The sequence below is a fragment of the Moraxella macacae 0408225 genome (assembly GCF_000320365.1).
Lineage (GTDB): Bacteria > Pseudomonadota > Gammaproteobacteria > Pseudomonadales > Moraxellaceae > Faucicola > Faucicola macacae.
This window is the reverse complement of the sequence record NZ_ANIN01000001.1, coordinates 1,184,853-1,205,562: the sequence shown is the minus strand read 5'-3', so window position 1 is coordinate 1,205,562 and position 20,710 is coordinate 1,184,853. Positions and strand designations below refer to the sequence as shown.

At 41.6% G+C, this 20,710-nt stretch carries 17 protein-coding genes; all 17 read right to left on the bottom strand.

Annotation, left to right across the window (positions count from 1 at the left end; all coding sequences use genetic code 11):
* Window positions 1-12: 12 nt before the first annotated feature.
* The 17 genes from MOMA_RS05445 to MOMA_RS05365 all read right to left on the bottom strand — a co-directional run bounded on the left by MOMA_RS05445 (window position 13) and on the right by MOMA_RS05365 (window position 20,676).
* Window positions 13-447: a type IV pilin protein gene (locus MOMA_RS05445; protein WP_009767605.1), complete on the bottom strand. Its 435-nt coding sequence runs from the start codon at window positions 445-447 to the stop codon at window positions 13-15.
* Window positions 447-989 carry a prepilin-type N-terminal cleavage/methylation domain-containing protein gene (locus MOMA_RS10065; protein WP_009767604.1) on the bottom strand — a complete coding sequence of 181 codons (543 nt, stop codon included), beginning with the start codon at window positions 987-989 and terminating at the stop codon, window positions 447-449. The genes MOMA_RS05445 and MOMA_RS10065 overlap by 1 nt, the downstream gene beginning before the upstream one ends.
* 16 nt (window positions 990-1,005) lie before the next feature.
* Window positions 1,006-5,652 carry a pilus assembly protein gene (locus MOMA_RS05435; RefSeq protein ID WP_009767603.1) on the bottom strand — a complete coding sequence of 1,549 codons (4,647 nt, stop codon included), beginning with the start codon at window positions 5,650-5,652 and terminating at the stop codon, window positions 1,006-1,008.
* 70 nt (window positions 5,653-5,722) lie between these two features.
* On the bottom strand, window positions 5,723-6,538 hold the full coding sequence (locus MOMA_RS05430; RefSeq protein ID WP_009767602.1) for a hypothetical protein: 816 nt from the start codon (window positions 6,536-6,538) through the stop codon (window positions 5,723-5,725).
* An 88-nt stretch (window positions 6,539-6,626) separates the two neighbouring features.
* Entirely contained in the window at window positions 6,627-7,586 is a 960-nt protein-coding gene (locus tag MOMA_RS05425) for a PilW family protein (RefSeq protein ID WP_009767601.1), read from the bottom strand.
* Window positions 7,586-8,149 (bottom strand): type IV pilus modification protein PilV, encoded by a 564-nt coding sequence (gene pilV, locus MOMA_RS05420; RefSeq protein WP_009767600.1) that lies wholly within the window; start codon window positions 8,147-8,149, stop codon window positions 7,586-7,588. Before pilV ends, MOMA_RS05425 begins: the two co-directional genes overlap by 1 nt.
* Entirely contained in the window at window positions 8,146-8,622 is a 477-nt protein-coding gene (locus MOMA_RS09570) for a pilus assembly FimT family protein (RefSeq protein ID WP_009767599.1), read from the bottom strand. Before MOMA_RS09570 ends, pilV begins: the two co-directional genes overlap by 4 nt.
* A 233-nt stretch (window positions 8,623-8,855) precedes the next feature.
* A complete protein-coding gene (locus MOMA_RS05410) occupies window positions 8,856-9,665 on the bottom strand; it encodes a ComF family protein (protein ID WP_227498094.1) in 810 nt (269 codons plus the stop codon).
* 7 nt (window positions 9,666-9,672) lie between these two features.
* Window positions 9,673-11,058 carry a phospholipase A gene (locus MOMA_RS05405; protein WP_009767597.1) on the bottom strand — a complete coding sequence of 462 codons (1,386 nt, stop codon included), beginning with the start codon at window positions 11,056-11,058 and terminating at the stop codon, window positions 9,673-9,675.
* Between the two features lie 139 nt (window positions 11,059-11,197).
* Window positions 11,198-13,315 carry a cytochrome c biogenesis protein CcdA gene (locus MOMA_RS05400; RefSeq protein ID WP_009767596.1) on the bottom strand — a complete coding sequence of 706 codons (2,118 nt, stop codon included), beginning with the start codon at window positions 13,313-13,315 and terminating at the stop codon, window positions 11,198-11,200.
* Window positions 13,316-13,435: 120 nt separating this feature from the next.
* The gene (gene gspG, locus MOMA_RS05395; RefSeq protein ID WP_009767595.1) at window positions 13,436-13,909 is read right to left on the bottom strand and encodes a type II secretion system major pseudopilin GspG; all 474 of its coding nucleotides are present in this window, start codon (window positions 13,907-13,909) and stop codon (window positions 13,436-13,438) included.
* A 176-nt stretch (window positions 13,910-14,085) separates the two neighbouring features.
* Window positions 14,086-14,874, bottom strand: coding sequence for a hypothetical protein (locus MOMA_RS05390; RefSeq protein WP_009767594.1), 789 nt, complete (start codon window positions 14,872-14,874; stop codon window positions 14,086-14,088).
* 128 nt (window positions 14,875-15,002) lie between these two features.
* On the bottom strand, window positions 15,003-15,440 hold the full coding sequence (locus MOMA_RS05385; protein ID WP_009767593.1) for a hypothetical protein: 438 nt from the start codon (window positions 15,438-15,440) through the stop codon (window positions 15,003-15,005).
* A 117-nt stretch (window positions 15,441-15,557) separates the two neighbouring features.
* Window positions 15,558-16,088, bottom strand: coding sequence for an inorganic diphosphatase (locus tag MOMA_RS05380; protein ID WP_009767592.1), 531 nt, complete (start codon window positions 16,086-16,088; stop codon window positions 15,558-15,560).
* A 77-nt stretch (window positions 16,089-16,165) separates the two neighbouring features.
* Window positions 16,166-17,491: a phosphopyruvate hydratase gene (gene eno / locus MOMA_RS05375; RefSeq protein ID WP_009767591.1), complete on the bottom strand. Its 1,326-nt coding sequence runs from the start codon at window positions 17,489-17,491 to the stop codon at window positions 16,166-16,168.
* Between the two features lie 155 nt (window positions 17,492-17,646).
* Window positions 17,647-19,059, bottom strand: coding sequence for a sodium-dependent transporter (locus MOMA_RS05370; protein WP_009767590.1), 1,413 nt, complete (start codon window positions 19,057-19,059; stop codon window positions 17,647-17,649).
* 258 nt (window positions 19,060-19,317) lie between these two features.
* On the bottom strand, window positions 19,318-20,676 hold the full coding sequence (locus tag MOMA_RS05365) for an aminopeptidase P N-terminal domain-containing protein (RefSeq protein ID WP_009767588.1): 1,359 nt from the start codon (window positions 20,674-20,676) through the stop codon (window positions 19,318-19,320).
* Window positions 20,677-20,710: the final 34 nt, after the last annotated feature.

The following is a 20,710-nucleotide window of genomic DNA, read 5'->3' as shown; positions in this document are numbered from 1 at the left end:
CATGCCAATGGGTCAATCATTCCAATCACTGCCACATTTTTTACCTGTTTTTGCCATACGACATTTTGTGCCATTGGCTGATAGGGTCAATTCACCATCTTCTTGCATTTGGCCGCCTACTTTTGGAGTGGCTTTTAATTCCCATTTGGCGGTTAGCGGTGTGCTTACACTAACTGTATATAGGGCCGTGCCACTTCTTGGAAAATTGCCTGTAACAGTGGACGGTAATTTTACCCGATCATAACTACCCAAAGCCAATTTTTTGGACTCAATGGTATTGGCAATATTTTGTAGTTCGGTCATCATATCGGTGCGTTTGGTTTTGATAACATAACGCTGATAGCTTGGCAAGGCAATAGCAGCCAAAATGCCAATAATCGCCACAACAATCACGATCTCAATCAAGCTAAACCCACGTTGGTTTTTATGCCTTTTTTGCATTGTCATCACCATTTCTCCGAGGCCGTGCCACAGTTATTTGATGTAACTGTAATACTGTCTGTGCCTGTTTTGGCTTTACAGCGCATGCCAACACTGGTAAACAAAAACTTACTCGCCCCAGTTAAGTTTTTATTAGGCTCGGCATACATTTGCCAACTGCGTCCGGTGGCTTGATTAAGATCGCCAGTATTGGTTACCAAGCTCTTAGCAGGGTTAACACCATCGACCAGTTGGATTTTGTAGCGGTAGTTGTTGGCGGTAGATCCTGTTGGCATATAGATGGTTTTGTTGTCGGTTTCGTCATAAGCATACGTTACACCGCCGTCGGTTTTGGGTTTTTTGGGAAAAAAACCACGATACGTCAAGGCGGAAGCTCGCCAACCGTTTAACTCCACTTCCAACTGCTGCATTTTGGCCTGCACTTCGGCCTCAGCATTGGTTACTGCAAATTGACGATAAGATGGAATGGCAATGGCCGCTAAAATTGCGATAATTGCCACCACAGTCATCAACTCTATCAGTGTAAAACCTCGGATTTGTGTTTGCATGGTGTTATCCTTTTTGTTATTGTTCAAACCAACGGTTTGGGGTTAAGATGTAACGCTCCATGTAAATATTACGCTCCATAGTACCACTACCGCCGTTGTCTTGCACGCCTGTTTGTTGTTGTAAACCAATTTCACCAACAACATTGGCTTTTTTCTTTGTATCTTTATTAAAATTGGTGCGATTGTCGGTTTTTAGGATTTCACTCATTGAGCGTGTGCCGATCAGTAGACGCTGATTGGCTTGTTTTTGGCTACGCGGGCCAAAATTTAACTCTTGAATCCCCTGCCCTGCACGCTCATAACCACCTGTGCCGTTTTCGGTTGCTCTGGTTTTTTTGTCATCGTGATAACAAACGCCCCAAGGCAAGCAGTACATCTGTCTTTCAGATCCGCCAACGATTTTTGTACTACAAGATCCTGCGTTGCTGTAACTCATATCTGGATTGTACACAGTGGTAAACAGCTGATGTCCAACCACTTCGCTACGCCCAACGCCTTTTGAGTAATTCACCTTGTCAAAGCCGTCAAATTTGGTTAAGGGGTAATACCACGCATTAACATTGCCTTTTTTCATTTCTTGTTCTTGTTTTATACGAAAATCAAAGCTTTGAGTCATGTCAACCATTTTTGAATCAGTTGCTGATAGATCTTTGATTTTAAAAGTAAAATCGTCTTTATAGTACTCTTTATCCGGTTTGGTAACATCGGTATCGATAATGCCATAAATGCGATCGGCATTTTCGTGCGTATTGCGGATTTTTGACAAAGGAGAACTTCTATCGCCTGAAATTACGTTAATCATTGCCAATAATTTACCATTGTTGCGGTAAAAACTGACATTGGGGCGTTCATAAAAACGGCGGGCAAATTGAGTATTTTCCTGATTGTCTTTTAACAACCGAGTAACACGCCCTGAATTTTTGTCATTTTTAATCTCGCCATCTTTAAAATCGGCACGGAAGAGTTGACCGCCCAGATCTGCAAAATACAACTGATCGATCGTACCGTCATTGTTGCGATCCAAGGCGGTTATGCCACCAACAATGCTGTGTTTCATTTCGCTGACTTGTTTGGTTTGGGCGTTGGTGGTGTTGGTTCTAGGGCTTGATGATGAAGCTGTCCATAACAGTGAGCCGGTTTTGGCATCGACGATGTAGACTGCATTGCCGTCGGCTTCGGTTTTAGCGGTGCATTTTTCGTCAATTTCGGGTTTGGCATCGGTTTTTTTAACTTCTTTTGGCATACCGATTTGGAATTTTTGGTTTTCGTAACACATGTCATAACCGCCACCAAAAATTAGCACTTCTTTGATATCGTTGCCAACTTTCATTTTGCCAACACTGGGCTGATTAAAAATATGGCTTATGCGTTCAAAACCCGGAGTTTTGTCATCGATCAAAGATTTGTTGCCAAAAGCAACTTCTGGCTTGCCTGCGTCGGTTAAATTAAAGCCTAATAAGCCCTTACCGCCCAAACGCATACCGCCGTAAGCGTACACAGAAGTGGTTTTTACTTCATTGTTTGGATAATCGTACTTATAGGCGTTTTTAACCGTCCAATGTCCATCAATACCAAAATACGGCGTGGCTGCTTGACGATCATTTGAAATGCTGTAGCGAGAATTAGGCACCAAGGCATCAGGCTGTGTTTGCATCATAATGCGCGGAATGATCGCCAGTTTTTCTAAACCGCCGTTATTGTTACTGGCTGCGTCTTTGGCATTGACTAGGTGTAACACGCCGTCCATCGAACCAAACAAGGCATAATCATCACGCTCATTGTTTTGTACGCGACCGTCTTTAAGTTTGGCACCGTAAGACACAACCACGGGTTTTGAGTGAATCGTCGCCCCTAGGACTTTGATTTCTTTGTTTGGGTGGATTAAGGTAAGATCTTTTACTTCTTTGGTTTTAAGCCTTGGATCAGTTAGTAGATTTTCTAATAATTGTTGCCCCTCACCTGGTACTTGTGCTTTGCTATAGCCTAAAAACTGAAGCAATTTGATTTGGTTTTCACGGCTATAAGTGGTTTTATCAACCAATTTGTCAAAACCATGTGGTATGCCTATTGCACCCTCTACGTATAAATCTCTTAGCACAGTTTTGGTTGAGTCTTTTGATTCTAAATCTTCTACCCAAATTACACGGCTTTTTTGATATTTGTTGCTACGCGGGGTGGTTAAGCCCTCATAGATACCGCCTGCAAATACCGAACTGTTCGCCTCGGTTTTTACCCCACTGGAATCCGTTAGGGCGTGGTTTTCTAGTTGCCAAAAGTCTTTGGCCTTGGCGTTCAGATCCCCTGCTACATTGACAAACAGTGAAGTTCTATCCCTACCCATTAATGTACCGTCGTTTAGGCTGTATTTTTTGATGTTGCCCGGCCAGATGTTTGCCAGGCGCGTGTCATTGCTAAGCTGTGATTCTAAACTTGGCATCAGAGCATAAGGCAATTCACCAATGGCGCGGTAAGGATCTTTTGGAATGGTAACCGTGCCTGATGGCGATGCCGGAATGGTGTTATTTAGCTCGTTAATAAAGTTTTGGATACTGTTTGAGATGTCATCAGATGACTGGGTATAGAAAAATCCGCCCTCGCCGTAACCCTCGCCTTTTTGTCCCCATTTACAGGCGTTTTTGGCGTCTTCGGTTGCCCCTTGAGTATTACAGTCATAACTGCCGTCGGATTTTTTGGTAAGCCCTGCAAATGATGAACCAAACCCTGCCACGGCGGTTTTGATACTGACGCCTGCGGGGTTTTTGGTGGGGTCTTTTAGGCGTTTTGCGTATTCACCGATATATTCCCAACCGCCGGTTTCACCTTCAAACAGTGATGTGTTGAGTTTTGGTGATGTCAATCCGCCTGTCGGAGGCGTACTGGTAAAGTTACCGTACGTAGTATTTGCTCCGCCTAAGGATAAATTCATAATATTGGCGGCAATGGCAGGGCGTGTGGAGTTAGGCGCTCCATCGGTTAAAAAGAAGATACCGTTACCGCTGCACTGGGTGTCGGCGGCGACTTTTTTATAGTTATTACCGTTTTTAGAGGCGGCCACTGAATAGTCAAAACCGCCCATGTTATAGCCATCTTCGTCAGGGACGTAGTCGTTAATAGTGGGCATGGTATAGGTATTCATATAATGACAAATTGTATTCCATCCGTCATCTTTTCTTAAGTAGGTATAACGCGCACCATCTTTGTATGTCTCAGCAGCACATGCACCTGTTACAAAATGACCTCGCAGTTGAGTATAACGCTTACATTGTGTGCCATCAGTAGTGGCATCTTGCCCAGCAGGACAGCCTTTTTTGGGAATGGCTTTTTGTTTAATGGCAAATGGACTGGTGCGGTAGGTTACCAGATTATCACCGTAAGGGCTATTCCACACCTTGGCGGTAACGGTTTCAGTGTCTAAGGGTTCATGAGGGACGCGCCGCCAGCCGCCCAGTAAATTACCAAACTGTGTACTTTTGGCTTTTTTGGCATCATCATTGTTGACTTTACCGCCGCCATAATATACGCTGACATTGTAATCATAAGTAACATCATAATGACCCCAGTTGTTGATACATTGTACAACGTTATTATATGAGCTTCCTAAGGCCTTAGTGGTAGGAAGTTTTGAGCCAAGTTGGTTGCACAGATAATATAAAGGCTCTGTATTCTCTTTGGTAAAATAGTCTTCTTTTCGCCCTATCAGTACTGAATAACCATCATAGACCAAATCCACGGTTTTATCTTTGGCTAAATAATTAAATACACTGCCGGTATTTTGTCCAAGCATGGCCGCCCCCACTTCAGCATACGCGTGGGCAGTGGGAGTACCGCCGGCGACTCTGTAGTGTTCTGGCTGTTTAAGACTGGTAATGGCTCGGTCGGTATTGGATTTGCCGTCTTCATCGGTAAAGGCATCGACGGCTTTAAAGTCAATCAAGGCTTTAATCAATTTTTCGCGGTGTGCCGGGGTTAACGGAGCGGCCTCAACCAAGATCGTACCTGAATGGCTGTCGACCAAGCGGTTTTGCGTGTCTGCCACTTTATAAGGAGTATAAGAGGAATAATGCCCCAAACCCATCACCACATCGTCTTTGATCTTATCACTTGCCAATAAGTCGATCATGGCTTTTTTAAGCCGTGATAACCGATCGTAAGTAATTTGACTTGTTTTTGTAGTACCATTTCGATTATAACAACCACGCATATGCCAATTGTGAGTTTTACCATTAATAGTTACGCTTTCAGCTTTAGGCGGAGCATCGTATTTCCATTGTGGAATGCCATTCCTTGTTGTCTCATGAGCCTTACTCATACCGAGCGAAATATGGTAATTAAACCTCCAATATGTAACATCCGCCACTTCGTTATTATAACCCTTTTCACACAGTGGCGAGTCTACATCGCCGGGGCTTCCGTATTGGTTATTTTTTGGAATCACAAGCGAGCTAATCCCCATAGACCCTGAAGTATCGATCATCATCATCAGACGTGGCGACGCACCTTGAGCAGATTGGTAAATCTCAAGATCACCCACATGGCGGATACCGCTGCTGCCTGCATCACCGCCTGTGTCCGCCTGTACCGCAGTTACCATCAGCGCAGATACCGCCAGAGTTAAAAACTTTAGCGTTGGAGCGGCTAGGGCGTGATTGTGTGATAATTTCATGGTGAATTCCTTACATCTAAACATCTAAAACTTTTTACAATTTTACTTTGCGTTTTTGCATTTTAATTAATTAAGCTGGGGTGCATTTTGTATGCAGATACTTCCCAGTACCCACACCAAAGGGAATGCAACGGATTTTACCCGATACATGCTCCAGTTGTACTTGAGAAAACAGCTGTTTTTGTGGTACGCCCTGTTTGGTTAAACAGGCTTGTAATGTGGTATTGTTAACACTGCTGTTTTCAAAACATTTGGCAACATCATTATAAGCCGGAATGCCGGCGGTGGATCGCACATCAAAGTCATAGCGGCTTTTTTGGCTGCCCTGCTCGGCTGATCCTGCATTGATATCACGGCCAATCGCAACGCGGCCATAGGCTTCACCAGAATCATCTATAGGGCTTGGGGTGATACTGACTTGAGTGAGTACGGTGCTGCGCTCGCTGATGTAGTTGTCTTTTAAGTTAGGGTTACAGTAGCCTTTTTCAAAACCTACCAAATTGCCACTGCCACGGATAATGCGTGCGTTATTGGTTAGGCTTTGTAAATGTCTGGGATTGTAACAATAGATCAGTTCATCTTTTTGGGCTTCATCATCAAAAAAATGCCCTAAAATGCCGTTATTGGCGGTGATATCCAAGTAGGCTTGAGAATCTGGACTGCCGTTAACCATTTGTTCTAATTTTAAATTTGCCCCGTCCGCCCCTTGGAGCAATAAGGTGTTCATCTGATCGCTTGTGGCAAGTTTTAAATTGGTGTTGCTGCGCCGTACTGCCGCTACACCAACTATCATAATCAAAACCAGCATCAGCAGCACAACAATCAAGGCCGCCCCTTGCTGTGTTGGGCGGTGGATTCTCGGCGGGTGGGTTGGTGGGTGTGTCATGCGATTCCTTAACTCTTAACTCTTTTTTTAACTCTTAACTCTTTTTTTAACTCTTAACTTTTTTTACTGCTTTCTTAATCTTTACCGCTTAAAACGTTTCGGAGGCGTTGTCTACGGTGATTTTAATCACGCGAGCATTGCGAAGCATGGAGGTCGATTCATAAACTTTGCGAATGTAACTTGCTGAATCTGTGGGGGTATTGTCCTCACCTAAAACCTTGATCGCGGTATTGGGAATGTCTGTACCAATAATCGGTTTATCACTACGCACTATCATACCAAAACGAATCGCAACAATGGGGGCTTTTTCAAAATTTTTGTTGGTTACTGCGGTATATGCACTCGGTGAAATGTATACCATTTGCCCTGTGTCTTTTTTTTGCACGCCAAGCAGTACTTTAAACTGCTCAACATTGAGTACCATTTCGCTACCACTATCGCCAAATACTTTTGTACCAGTGGCTTTTGTACCCGTAACAATACCTCGATAATCTACACGCCCTGCATCGCACGCCAAAGCAAGGCCTGTTGCACCATTTACCTGACTTTTACGTAAAAAATAACGCTCAATAACGTGATCATTTACATCAACCACATTGCTTTCACAATCGATCATCGGTGCACCGGTTACATTGATGTATTGAATGGTAAGAGTATCACTGGGTTTGTCCGTGCCAGATACACCGTCATCATCTGATTTAGAAGTTGGATTGTGAGTAAAATATTTTTTATCAACGCTATTTTGTGCTCCGCCGATGTTTTTTTGTGAAAGTACCACGCCACCTTTATCAGTTTCCTGATGAATGTTGTTTTCAGGATTGCCAAGATTTGCCATGCGTAGTTTTTGTTCGACGTTTTGAATGCCAAAAATACTCACATCACCGATCTCGCCTGCACCGCGTTGCACCAAATCGGTACGAACCATGGTGATGTAAATCTGCGTGATCGCCGCCACAATCAATAAACCCAATACCAGTGAGATCATCAGTTCAATTAATGTAAAACCAGTTTGGACGTGATGGGTGGCTTTTGTTTGTACCGCTTTCATTAATATGCCTCCATAATAAAGCACCGAGCACCGGGGTGATATTCACCGTTTGCTTTGGCACAAGGGGTTAAATCTTTTATCCCTTTGTAGGTGGTTTTGTCCGCCGAATTGTCATAGATGGGGGCGGTATCTCCCCAACTGGCAGTTAAGCATTTGATGGGTAGCCCTGTGGTTTTTGTGCCAACACAATCGCCCATTTCGATGCGTACATCGTTGCTATCAGCAAATTCTTTTAACGCCAATGCGTCTCTTGCTGCCAGTTGATTGATGGTGCAAGGTTTATTGATATCGGTACAGCTGTCTTTGGTGATACCGGGATAATTGCCGTTTTTTAGGGCTTTTTCAAATTCAGCAATACCTTCAGGATTGGCACGCATCATTTCAGCACCGCCACGCATGACGGTTAACGCACGGCTTCGAATCACGCTTTCGTCCGTGGCTTTTACCGCGGTGATTTGCATCGCACCAAAACCCAAAACTGCAATTGCCAATAACAATAAAGCAACCAATATCTCAACCAACCCTGCGCCTTGTTGTGCTTGGTTTAATCGCACTTGTATCACGAACAGCCCCCTTTCGTGGCGGTTACCCTAACGTTTGTCAAGGCATCAATACTCACGGTGTATTTATCAGATGCCAAATCTTTGTAACAAAAATCATACTTAGGCAAGGGGCTTGACTTCGATGAACCTTGGGCGGTTTTTTGCCCTGTAATGGTGATGTTGCCTGTATTTTGTTGGGTAACCGTTACGCCACTGTCAAATGTAAAATCTTGTTGTTTGCTAACTTTAAGCACAGCAGGGGCATTGCTTGTTGATGGTGTCATAGCAACGGTAATGTTTTGGCGTGTCGTCATTGCTTCTACGCGTGCTTGTTTTAACATCATCTCGGCTGTGTTAACGGCGTTTTGTAGGCGCATGGTGGCAATTTGACGCTGCATGCTCGGATATGCCATACCTGCGATAATAGCTATAATCGCAATGGTTACCATCAGCTCTATCAGCGTAAAACCCGACTGATTGACAGAATGTCTCATAAGCTTCTCTTAAATTAATAAAAATAATAATACAATATATTGCAAAAAGCATATTGCAAAAAGCACTGCAAAAAATATACCGTATCACAATACATTGTAAGACTAGCAAAAATCTTAGGTTTTGACAAATTGTAAAAATATATCATAATTATAACAAAAATAAGTTTAATTGTTAATGATTATGTGATAAAAGGTTTCGGGGGGTAAAGTGTTTTTAGACAAAATTAATCATTCTACAAAATCATCATTTTTTTATCAAAGCCAAGGCGTCCATGCAAAATCGCTCGAGCGTGGATCTGATACGGATAAGGGCTGGCATTTGCACTTGGTTTAATTTGGTTAAATAAACTTTCAAGTACCGCTTGTAACGTTGCTCCTGTGGTTACTACATCATCAAACAAAATCAGATTTTTTATCCGTGGATTTTTTACTTGTGGCATTGTTGTAACATAAAACGCATTTTTGACATTATCAAGGCGCTGTGTACGGCTAAGCCCTTGTTGATGGTGGCGTTCTTCGCGTTTGATTTGGGTAAAAATCGGAATTTGCCAATGAAAACTTAAATATAAAGTTAGCATAAATAAAGGATTAAAACCACGCTCGATTAAACGCTGTTTGGTGGTTGGCACAATGACAATTGCACTGTTTTGTGCATGACAACCGTGTGGCAAATCCAATTGGCGAATGGCATGCACAAGCACCATAAGCTTACGCAGTTCGTGATGGTTTTTAAATTCAGTCATCGCATGATTAAGCGGATAATCATAAAAACTGCTGGCAATGCCTTGAATAACAGGGTGAGCAGCACCACTGGCAAAATCAGTATTTATAGAAAAAACAGACTGTTGCCATAAGATACGCTGATGACAATCAACGCATAAAAATTGCAAACGGTTAAACCAATGTGAATTGTTGCGATGTTTGACATTATCAATCGACAAAGGTTGGCAATGATTTAACTGGCAAAGTTGGCATTGATTAAAAAATTTGGCATGCAACACCAACGCCCCTGCAAAAGGCAACTGCCACCACGCTTTTGGCATTAACACATTACAATCCTGAAAAATCGTTAAACATCAGTCCAACACCGATATTGGTGCTTTCGTGATTGTAGTCTTGAATGTTTTCACCATAGCCGTGAAACAGTTGCACATAGGCTTTCATACTACCACGAATGGGGCGAGCGTACTCAACCTGGGCTGCACCTTTGCCTGTTAGCGGATTAAAACGCACAAGGCCACCAATTGTGTCTTTATTAGACAGCGGATATTGCCAACGAATATCACCATAACCCATATAATCACCAATATCTTCATTGTTTCTTCTGGGCTTTGGTTTTAAACTTGGAAAAATCAGCCATGCTCTGGGTACCACCGTAAGTTTGCCCCATTCCATACCACCCATCAGATACGCCCTATTCCATGAACGCGACAATGGATCGGATTGTCCATTGGATTGATGTACAAGCCCCGCTCCGATCATACGCAAATCACCATCAAAGGGCAAATCCGCCTTAACAGGCTGCGTGATAAAAATCTCTGGTTGATAATCGGACACACGAAATGGGCGTGATACATTGTCATTATACACTTGCCAATAAGACTGCTGCGTATAACCAAACCAAACATCAGCATTGGTGTGAAATACATCTTGTAGCATTTTGGTTTTTAAGGACAATTGCATTTTGCTTTCAATGTGCTGCAAATCAGGGTAATTGTCAGGGATAACTTGTGTCGGTGAATGTGGGGTTTCGTTTGGATTTTTGTGGGCAAAAATCGGTAAAAAATACGTCTGATAATACGGCCGTAAAGTAAACAACCCTGCAGGATCATTGCGATCCAAATCAAACATCTGGCTTAATGGCGTATAACTTACCACATCGTCTTGATTCACGCCAACCGCTTGTAAAATTTCGCGGTCTTTATCCGGCATGGTATCTAAATGGGCGTTGGCTTTTTGCACGCTTTCGGTTGTGGCAATTGGGTCAATTTCGGCGTTGGTTTGGTTTGGCGGATTTTGGTTGTTATTGGAGACATTTGTAAGAGATTGATTTGTAATAGATTTAAGTACGGTTGCTCGGTTTAGATCGACTTGTTTGCCATTGACAAGCACTGGGGCTACTTTGCCTGCGTGGATACTGTTACTAACCGTTTTACTTAAATCAAGCGGTATTTTTTGCACAAGAGTGGCATCACCAGCTGCAATTTTATCATAACAGGCCAAACGCAACACACTATCACCAATTTGCGAGCATTGAAAAAATTTATCCGCTTGGGTTTGGATAGTAGCTTCATCGGTTTGGTTGGTTGTTTGAGATGTTTGCGTTGTAGATTGTTCAGACGTTGTAGATTGTGCAGAAATACTTAACATCATTAACGATAAACTTGACAATGTTAACAATGAAGTACGAACAAAAACCAAATTTGCCATGCTCATGATAATGCCCTGATTTAAAGCAGCGAAAAATAACGCAATATTTTGACACAATCATCGCAAAAACTCAATTGTTTTTTAAAGTGTTATTCACCGTTAAGTTAGTAGCCTTAACGGTGAATAACCTTGTTGGAGTGGTTTGTTATTGAGACAGTTTGTTTAATGCAGCTTCAAAATCAGCACGTTTGGTTTCGCCATTTTGACGCTCTGCCAATTTACCATTTTGAAAGTACAACAACACAGGCGGGCCAAATACTTGTAGTTGTTGATACACTTCTTTGCTATCGGGCGTATTTTCGGTAACATCTAGCTTGACAACCTGCCAATTTGCCAATGTTGCAGGCGGATTGGCAAACAACGTTTTCTCCATAATCCGACATTCAATACACCAATCAGCGGTTACATCTACCAATACATTTGGATATTGTGCCAACAATGGTTCAAGTTCGGATAATTTATGAATTTTTATCGGCGCATTCTGTTTGGTTGCTTGTTGACCAGCTTGTGTGCTAACTTGTTGATTTGTTAACGGTTTTAGTGGTTGCCAATTGTCAGTACTACCCAATGCCACGCCAAGTACCAAAACTGTTGTCCAAAGTGCAAAAATCAGTGCAATCGCTTTGCTTAAAAGCTGGCCACGTCCTTGCCAGTGATACGCCCAAATTGCCACCACTGCAAACCACACCGCCCACAATGCCAACATAAGACTGCTAATAAACACGCGTTCTGTCATCAACAAGGCTACAGCAAACATCATCAAAGCAAAGCCAGTTTTGACCCAATTCATCCACTCGCCTGCTTTTGGCATAAAGTTGCCTTGAGTTGCTCCAAGCAAAATCAACGGCGTAGAAAGTCCAAGTCCAAGCATAAATAAGGCAAAAAAACCAATCACAGGATTACCAACAGTCGCCACGCCTGCCAATGCCCCTGCAAGCGGTGCAGACACACAAGGTGATACCACCAAGGCTGAAAAAAACCCTGTAACAAAACTGCCTGTTACACTACCCAAACGGTTTTCACCAACTTGAGTTAAACCTTGCAATTTCATGCTTAAACGTGCAGGCAAACGAATTGGCAAAAAATCCAACATATATAAGCCAAGCAACACAAACAATAACGCAAAACTTAACAAAATTTTGGGGTTTTGTAGCCAAGTTATCACACCAAGCGACTGTCCAAATACCGCTATCAATGCTCCAATTAAGCCATAACTGGTCGCAACGCCAAGCCCATAACCGCCAGTTAACAGCAGTCCTTTTTTGGCCGTTGGATTATGCTGACGTGCCACAATATTGGCAACAATTGGCAACATAGGCAACACACAAGGCGTAAACGCAAGCCCTAAACCCGCCAAAAATAACAACATCAATGCAAGTCCTGTATGATCCGCCAATCCAAAAATATCTTGATCTTGGCTGCTGACATCTAAACTTACAGAATTTTGCTTTGTTGTGGCTTGAGTTGTGGCTTGAGCAGATGCGTTTTGTGATGACGTATCTGGTGAAGCTAAAGCCACACTTGTGCTTGACGCGGTTTCGGCTAAAGCTGACGCATTATCAACCATAGCCACACTGGCAACCTGATTTTCATTCATTTGACTGGTTTTTTCAGGCATTTCGGTTTGAGCAGCCAAATTTGTGGCTGTAGCCGTGCTTGCTGCTGCTGTACTTGTAGCAACCGCTTGTTTTGATGATTTTTTTACATCAGCTTGTTGACTGTCTTGTTGACTGTCTTGTTGGTTTTTTTGTTGATTGTTTTGTGCTTTTTCTACATTAGCGGATAAATTTTGTATGCTAAAATTGGTTTTTTCAGGTGGATAGCACAAGCCCGCTTTGGCACAACCTTGCCATTTTACCGCCGCTTGGACTTTGTCAATTTTGACATCGCTTGTCAAGGTCGAAGTAGCGGTAAAGGTTTTTTCAAACACAGCAACACGCCCAAAATCCGGATCATCGACAAATTTTGGTTCAATGCTAAAGCTAAAAGGCGTTGCACTTACACCAGCTGGCAAGTCAAGTTTTAGTTTGTCTTGATAGGCATAGTAGCCGTCTTGCACCTCAACACGCACACTGATAACATTGCCTTTTTGAGTAGGAAATACCCGAAAGGCCTGATCGGCAGGTAAAATATCGCTTGTTTTTGTGGTATTGCCAAACAAGTCGCCAAGCCCATCAGAATGGGCAATTGGCGTGGTTAAATGGGTCGCTAATAAGATACCGACTAAGACAGATTTTTTAAGTTTTTTTGGCAAAAAAGTCATACAATTACTCAATTCATAACCAATAAAAGGTTATCTTTAGTCTTTAGGTTTGTTAAAATCTTACAAATCGGCTAAAATTTTCTGACTAAACCCCAAGTTTGGCAAAACAAATTGATGTTGTTAAAGTTTGGCAAAAATATCAGCATTGCCCTCTTCGCCACCTTCTTGGCCATCTGCACCCATAGAAAACAGATCATACGCTCGCCCTTCTGTACCGGGTGCAATGTACTGTAAATCATTTTCCCAACCATCTTTTGGAAAACCGCCTTTAATATAGCCGCCATCAGGCCAGTTTTTTGCCCCTTGTGGCGGTGTTAATAGAGCGTTTAAACCCTCTTGAGTGGTAGGATAACGCCCATTATCAACTTTAAACATATCAATCGCGTTTGACGTGGTCGCCAGGGCGGTTTCGGTGGTTTTAACCCGGGCTTTATCACTTTGTCCAACAACTTTTGGCACAACCAAACCTGCCATGATCGCTAAAATAACTATCACAACCATCACTTCAATTAAGGTAAAACCAGATTGTTGTTTTAATGATCGCTGAAAATTCAATGAGCGGTTAGAACTTAATGGTTTTTTATCATTTGACATCTGTAATTCCATGTTTGATTCCGTGCTGTTTGCTTTAGAGGTAAAGGCAATATTTTAACAAAAAATTAGCCACTGTTGCGGATTTTTGTAAAATAAAATGTTTGTTAATCTTTTAGCAATATTTTTGTAAAACTGGATTTCATAAAAAGCTGATAAAAACTTTGTAAAAACAACCGCTATTCTGACACCTGATAAATCTCGTAACTAAACTGTGCCACAGGCTCAAGCCTTGATGTAAACTGATAAAAACGCACATCATACGTGCCTGTTTGCCAAGTATCATACGGCTGATAACTCACCCAGTTGGTGGTAGCGTGTTCAGAAATGGGCTTTTTTTCAAACAACAAAACCTCGCCTGTGGTGCGATTTGTCCATTTGATAAACACATTTGCACCCAAAGGAATTTTGCCAAAAGTGTTAAGATGGGCGTATAATTTTTGACGTTTTTGAATGGTATGCGTATTCATTGAGGCATCTGGAAAATCAGATGTTGGTGCAAGCAAAATCTGCCCTGTCAATGGCTGATTGTCATTTTGTTTGTACAGCTCTTCAATCGCTCGATTGGCAAATTGACGTTTATCACCTATCAAAACTGCATCACTTGCACTCATAAAGCGTTCTACATAATGGTTTAATTGGCGATCGGAAATGCTATTTAACACCGCTTTGGCCGCTTGTTCATTAAAATCGTGGGTAAAAAAATTGGTTTTGTTTTGCTTTTGATTGGCAATGACTTGTTCAATTGCTTTTGGCTTGGCTAACACATCATTCACTGCAACATCGGTTGCAGAACTGGTTACAGATCGGGTTACAGACTGATCGGTTTGACTGGTTTGATGTTGTGGCTTTTGATGCAGCGTTTCTAACGCTTGCATATGCACTTTTGTCATCACCATAAAAGTCAACAGCCCACCAAATCCAAACACAACCAAAGTATATAGCACAAACAACAGTTTATTTTTCATAGCAGTTTTTCACAAAGCTCGCCTTTAAACAACAAAACGACTTAAAATGTGTTAAGTCGTTTTGTGATGGTTTTGTTGCATATCATTTGTTGCATATCTAAACACCAAAAGTTACATTAAGAATTTGCTTATTGACAACTGATGGTGGTATCGTTAAATTTCAATGTTTTACCAAAATAAAACGAATTTGCAATCGAAGCACCACCTGTTGCACCACAAATAAGCGTTTGGGGTGCACCTTTATTCAAAATAGCAAGGCTAAAAGTACAGCTTTCGCCTTTTTTACCATAAATGTTTTTGCCTTTTACAGCACAGGCTTTTAAGGCCGGATTATTCGGTTTATTTACTGCTTTGGTTAAAGTACATTTTGCTGCTTTACAACTGTCATCGGTTGTGCATGAATTGTGAGCAACTTGTGTTGGACAACTGTATTCATTGCCGTTAAGCAAGATCACTTTTTTAAAAACATCTTTATAAGAACTGGCAGAACTTTCAGAACTGCCACCACCACAAGCCGTCAATGCCAATGCACCCATTAGCATCACCAAACTTAATACCTTTTTCATGCAAAACTCCTTATTTGCCAAAAGCCAAAGATTGTTGTTAAAAAATTAACCGCTTAAACACAGTCTTAAACATAGCTTCAACCAAATTTTCACCCCAAACACAAAAAACCAAAACTGTTATTGATTATTCCAACGCACTTGCGACTGTTTAATCACCGCTTTGGCTTCATCAATATCACCCCAACTGGTTACTTTGGTTGTGCCTACTTTTTTCAAATCCTTGTAATGATTAAAATGAAACTCAATTTGTTTAATCAACTGTTGTGGTAAATCCGCTAAGGTATTGATTGCATTGCCATTATTACGATCATCAGATGGAACAACAACGATTTTGTCATCTACTTCGCCATCATCTACAAATTTCATCACGCCAATAACCTTGCCTTGTATCACAAGACCTGTTGGTAGTGGCTCTTCTGTGATAATTAACGCATCTAACTCATCGCCATCTTCATCAAGAGTTTGGGGAATAAAGCCGTAATTGGTTGGTTTTGCAAACAGTTTTGGCTCGACACGATCAAGTTGCATGAAACCCAGTTTGCGATTCCACTCAATTTTGTTGCTTGAACCTGCAGGAATTTCAATCACAACATTAATAACACCACCCTCAACATCACCTGCATTCAAAATTTGGTTAAAATCTGCCATACGATTTCCTTTTTTGTCAAATTTAAAATTAAAAAAGTTAATAAAAATAAAATGATTAAGTGGTTTAACTTAACATTTTACGCTTTTGGATTGCGCAAACCAATAAATTCATCACGCCCATGATAGCTTGCGGTAACCATTTGTTCAATGCGTAATAATTGATTGTATTTTGCCACACGATCAGAACGACACAACGAACCCGTTTTGATCTGCCCTGCTGCAACCCCCACAGCCAAATCAGCAATTGTACTGTCTTCAGTTTCACCAGAACGATGACTAATCACAGTGGCATAGCCGTTTTGTTTGGCAAGGTAAATTGCATCAAGGGTTTCTGACAATGTACCAATTTGGTTAAACTTAATCAAAATTGCATTGGCAATTTGTTTGTCAATGCCCTCTTGTAAGATTTTTGGATTGGTAACAAACAAATCATCTCCAACAAGTTGTACAGTTTTGCCTAATTTTTGAGTTAAATACGCCCAACCCTCCCAGTCGCTTTCATCAAGCCCATCTTCAATAGAGATGATCGGATATTGACGCACCAAATCCGCCAAATAATCCGCAAAATCTTGAGAGCTAAATGCTTTATCGCCCTCGCCTGCCAAAACATACTGGCCATTTTGATAAAATTCGGACGCTGCACAATCCAGTGCCAAATAAATATCCTGACCTGCTTTATAACCTGCTTGTTCGATAGCAGTTAAAATGACCGTGATAGCCTCTTCATTGCTGCGTAAATTTGGTGCAAAACCTCCCTCATCACCCACGGCTGTGTTTAAACCTTGGGCTTTTAATACCGATTTTAGGCTGTGAAAAATTTCTGCACCAGCACGCAAACTTTCACCAAAACTGTCAAAACCCACAGGTTCAATCATAAACTCTTGAATGTCCACGGTATTATCAGCGTGAGCACCACCGTTTAAAATATTCATCATTGGTACAGGCATAGACAATGATGTCTGACCGCGTAAATTGGCAATGTATTGATGTAGTGGCAATTTGGTTGCCACAGCTGCTGCACGTGCAACCGCCAAGGATACAGCAAGCGTTGCATTTGCTCCTAATTTGGCTTTATTGTCCGTGGCATCAAGTTTGATAAGTTTGTCATCTAAGGCCGCTTGATCGGTTACATCACTGTCAACAAGTGCCGAGCGAATTTCACTGTTAACATTTGCTACTGCCTTTTTTACCCCTTTGCCAAGATAACGCGATTTGTCGCCATCACGCAATTCCAACGCTTCACGCGAACCAGTAGACGCACCAGACGGTGCAGCTGCACGCCCAATTGTGCCATCTGCCAAAATTACATCCGCTTCAATGGTAGGATTGCCACGAGAATCCAAAATCTCACGAGCGATAATGTCTTTAATTTGCACCGTGTTGGTGGTTTCTTCTGCGTACATAAATTTATCCTTATGTTTTAACGATTAAAAGTAACAATTAGGGTATTGTTTGGTATTATAAGGGATAGAACAGATTTGGTAAATGAAAAAATCCCCAAAATCTGATTTTTTGGAGATTTAATAAAACCATTAACAACTAAATTTAGATATTTTGCTTATTTAATTAAAAAATCAAACAAGCCCAGTTCGGTTAAAAACACTGCAATGACACCAAGTGGCGCAACAAATTTGACTGCCAATTGCCACAGTGTCCATTTTGTACCTGTCAATCCAAGCTCATCTTGCACCGATTTTTGATTCATAAACCAACCCATTAAAATAATGGTGCCAAGCCCTGTTAATGGCAGCATGATTTTGCTTGAAATATAATCCAACGCATCAAAAATGCCTTGTGGCTTGGCTTCACCGCCCACAGTAATGGTAAATACCGCAAAATCACTCAACACATTAAACGACAACAAAGCCAAAATTCCAACCGCCCAAGTTGTTACCCCACCAACCAAGGCTGAAGCCTTACGACTAAGTGATGTGCGTTCTTCTAAAAACTCAGTAATTGGCTCTAAAATCGAAATAGACGATGTCAAAGCTGCAAAGGTTAACAAAATAAAAAACAATGTGCCAACCACCACACCAAAACTCATCTGTCCAAATGCAATTGGCAAGGTGATAAAAATCAAACCAGGCCCACCAGCCGGATCCAAGCCATTGCTAAACAAAATTGGAAAAATCATAAGGCCTGCCATAAGTGAGAAAATAATATCCCAAATAATCACCGTGCGAGCAGTTGCCAACAGATTGACATCTTGTTTTAAATACGAACCATAACTTACCATGATCGCCATACCAAGCGACAAACAGAAAAATGCATGTCCCAAGGCTGCCATTAGCACTTTACCAACACCGACCTCTTGCATACGCCCTAAGTCAAATTTGAACAAAAATTCCATGCCTTTGGCAAAATCCATATTGATCGCATTATACCCCACAATAAGCACCATAATCACCGCAAGTGCAGGCATCATGATTTTGGAGGCTTTTTCCACGCCAGCGGTAACGCCACTTGCTACAATAAACGCCGTAAAACCCATAAAGATTGTATGCCAAATCGTCATTTGGATCGGATTGGCAAGCATATCGCTAAAAATTGCCCCTGTTGCATCAGCACTTAAACCTGAAAACGCATTCATGCCTGCCTTAGCGGTATAACTAAGCGACCACCCGCCAATGACACTATAAAATGACAAAATCATAAAGGCTGCAAGCAGTCCAAACACGCCAAGCAACGCCCACGCAGGGCTTGTATTATTTTGTAAAGCCGCTTTTTTAAAACTTGCATGTGGGTTTGACTGCCCGCGACGACCAATAAGCCATTCTGTTACCAAAACAGGAAAACCAATCAGTGTAATACTGACAATAAACACCAAAACGAACGCAGATCCACCACTATCGCCCGTCATATATGGAAACTTCCAAATACTGCCCAAACCTATCGCCGAGCCTACCGCCGCCATCAAAAAACCGATTTTGGAACTCCATTGTGCATGAGAAGATTTGTGATTTTCACTCATCTCATTGCTCCTTTTTTCAATTTATACTTTGTAAAAATGTTAAAAAATGCAAAAATTTGTCAGCATTTTGTGTTTTATATTCCAAATTTTAATGCAATCTATCATAAAGTCAAACTATCTTTTTTTAATATCCGCACACAACAACAAAAAAACGACAAATTTTGCCGTTTTTCTTGATAAAACAATAATAAAATCAACCAATTATCAATTTTTCTTAAAAGCATAAATTCTTTTTATAAGCATTATAAATTTTGGCTATTATTTTGCTAATTGTTGATCGATATTGCCAATCGAATCGGCCATTAAACACTCAATTTCCTCAACCGTTTTTGGTACATCACTTGTCAATACCACAGCGCCATGCTCGGTAATTAACACATCATCTTCAATGCGTATGCCAATGCCACGGTATTTTTTGGGTATCAGCTCATTGTCATTAGCAAAATACAAGCCGGGTTCTACTGTCATCACCATACCTGCTTGTAATAGGCGTGGTTGTTTTTCGCCGTCTTGTGTTTCATCGCTAAAATAACGCCCAGCATCATGCACATCAAGTCCAAGCCAATGCCCGGTACCATGCATATAAAACGGCTGATAAGCCTTGTTGGCAATCAGTGTGTCTACATCGCCTGACAAAATGCCAAGTTCAATCAAACCTTGAGTTAAAATCCTTAAAGCGGTATCGTGATGCACTTTACAATGCACGCCTGCCTTAAGACTGTTAATTGCTTCTATATTGGCTTTTAAGACAATATTATAAACCTGTTTTTGTACATCGCTAAATTTACCATTAACAGGAAAAGTTCGGCTGATATCGCCTGCGTACAGTTGATACTCCGCCCCTGCATCTATCATCACCAAATCGCCGTCTTGCATGATTTGGTCATTTTCTATATAGTGTAAAATATTGGCATTATCACCACTTGCCACGATGCTGTTATAAGATGGCACACAACCATATTGTCCAAATACATAATTTAGCTCGGCTTCGAGTTGATATTCATACTGCTGTGGGCGTACGGTTTTCATAGCTTGTATGTGGGCTAGACTGCTGATTTGGCAAGCGGTTTTTATCCGTTCGATTTCCGGCTTATCTTTAATCAATCGCATTTCATGAATCACACTATCAATGTTGTGAATTTCATTCACCACGCCCTCGCCACGCACCAAATTTTTTGCTCCAGCCAGCCAACTGCTTACACGCGTGTCAAAACGTGCAAACAAATGCTTTACCCCTAAAAGCAGCTGCGGTATTTTTTCGTCAAGCTCGTCAATGGCAAAGGCTTTATCTGCCCCAAGCTTGCGGATTGCCCCATCGATACCAACACGCCTACCGTCCCAAATCTCACGCAATTTGTCTTTTTCACGTAAAAACAAAATATAGCTGACTTCATTGGCAGTTTTTTGTAACACCAAAGTACTTTCAGGCTCTGCAAAACCTGTTAAATAAAAAAAACTGCTATCAGGACGGTATTTGTATTCGGCATCGTTGTTGCGAATGTGGTGCGGTGCGGTGGATAAAATTACCAAACTGTTGTTTGGCAAATTTTTGGCAAGTTTGGCACGACGTTTGGCAAATTCACTTTGAGGAAGTTTTTCCAACAGGTTGATTTTCATGCTGATTCCTTCTGTTCTTGGTTGTTAGTTATCG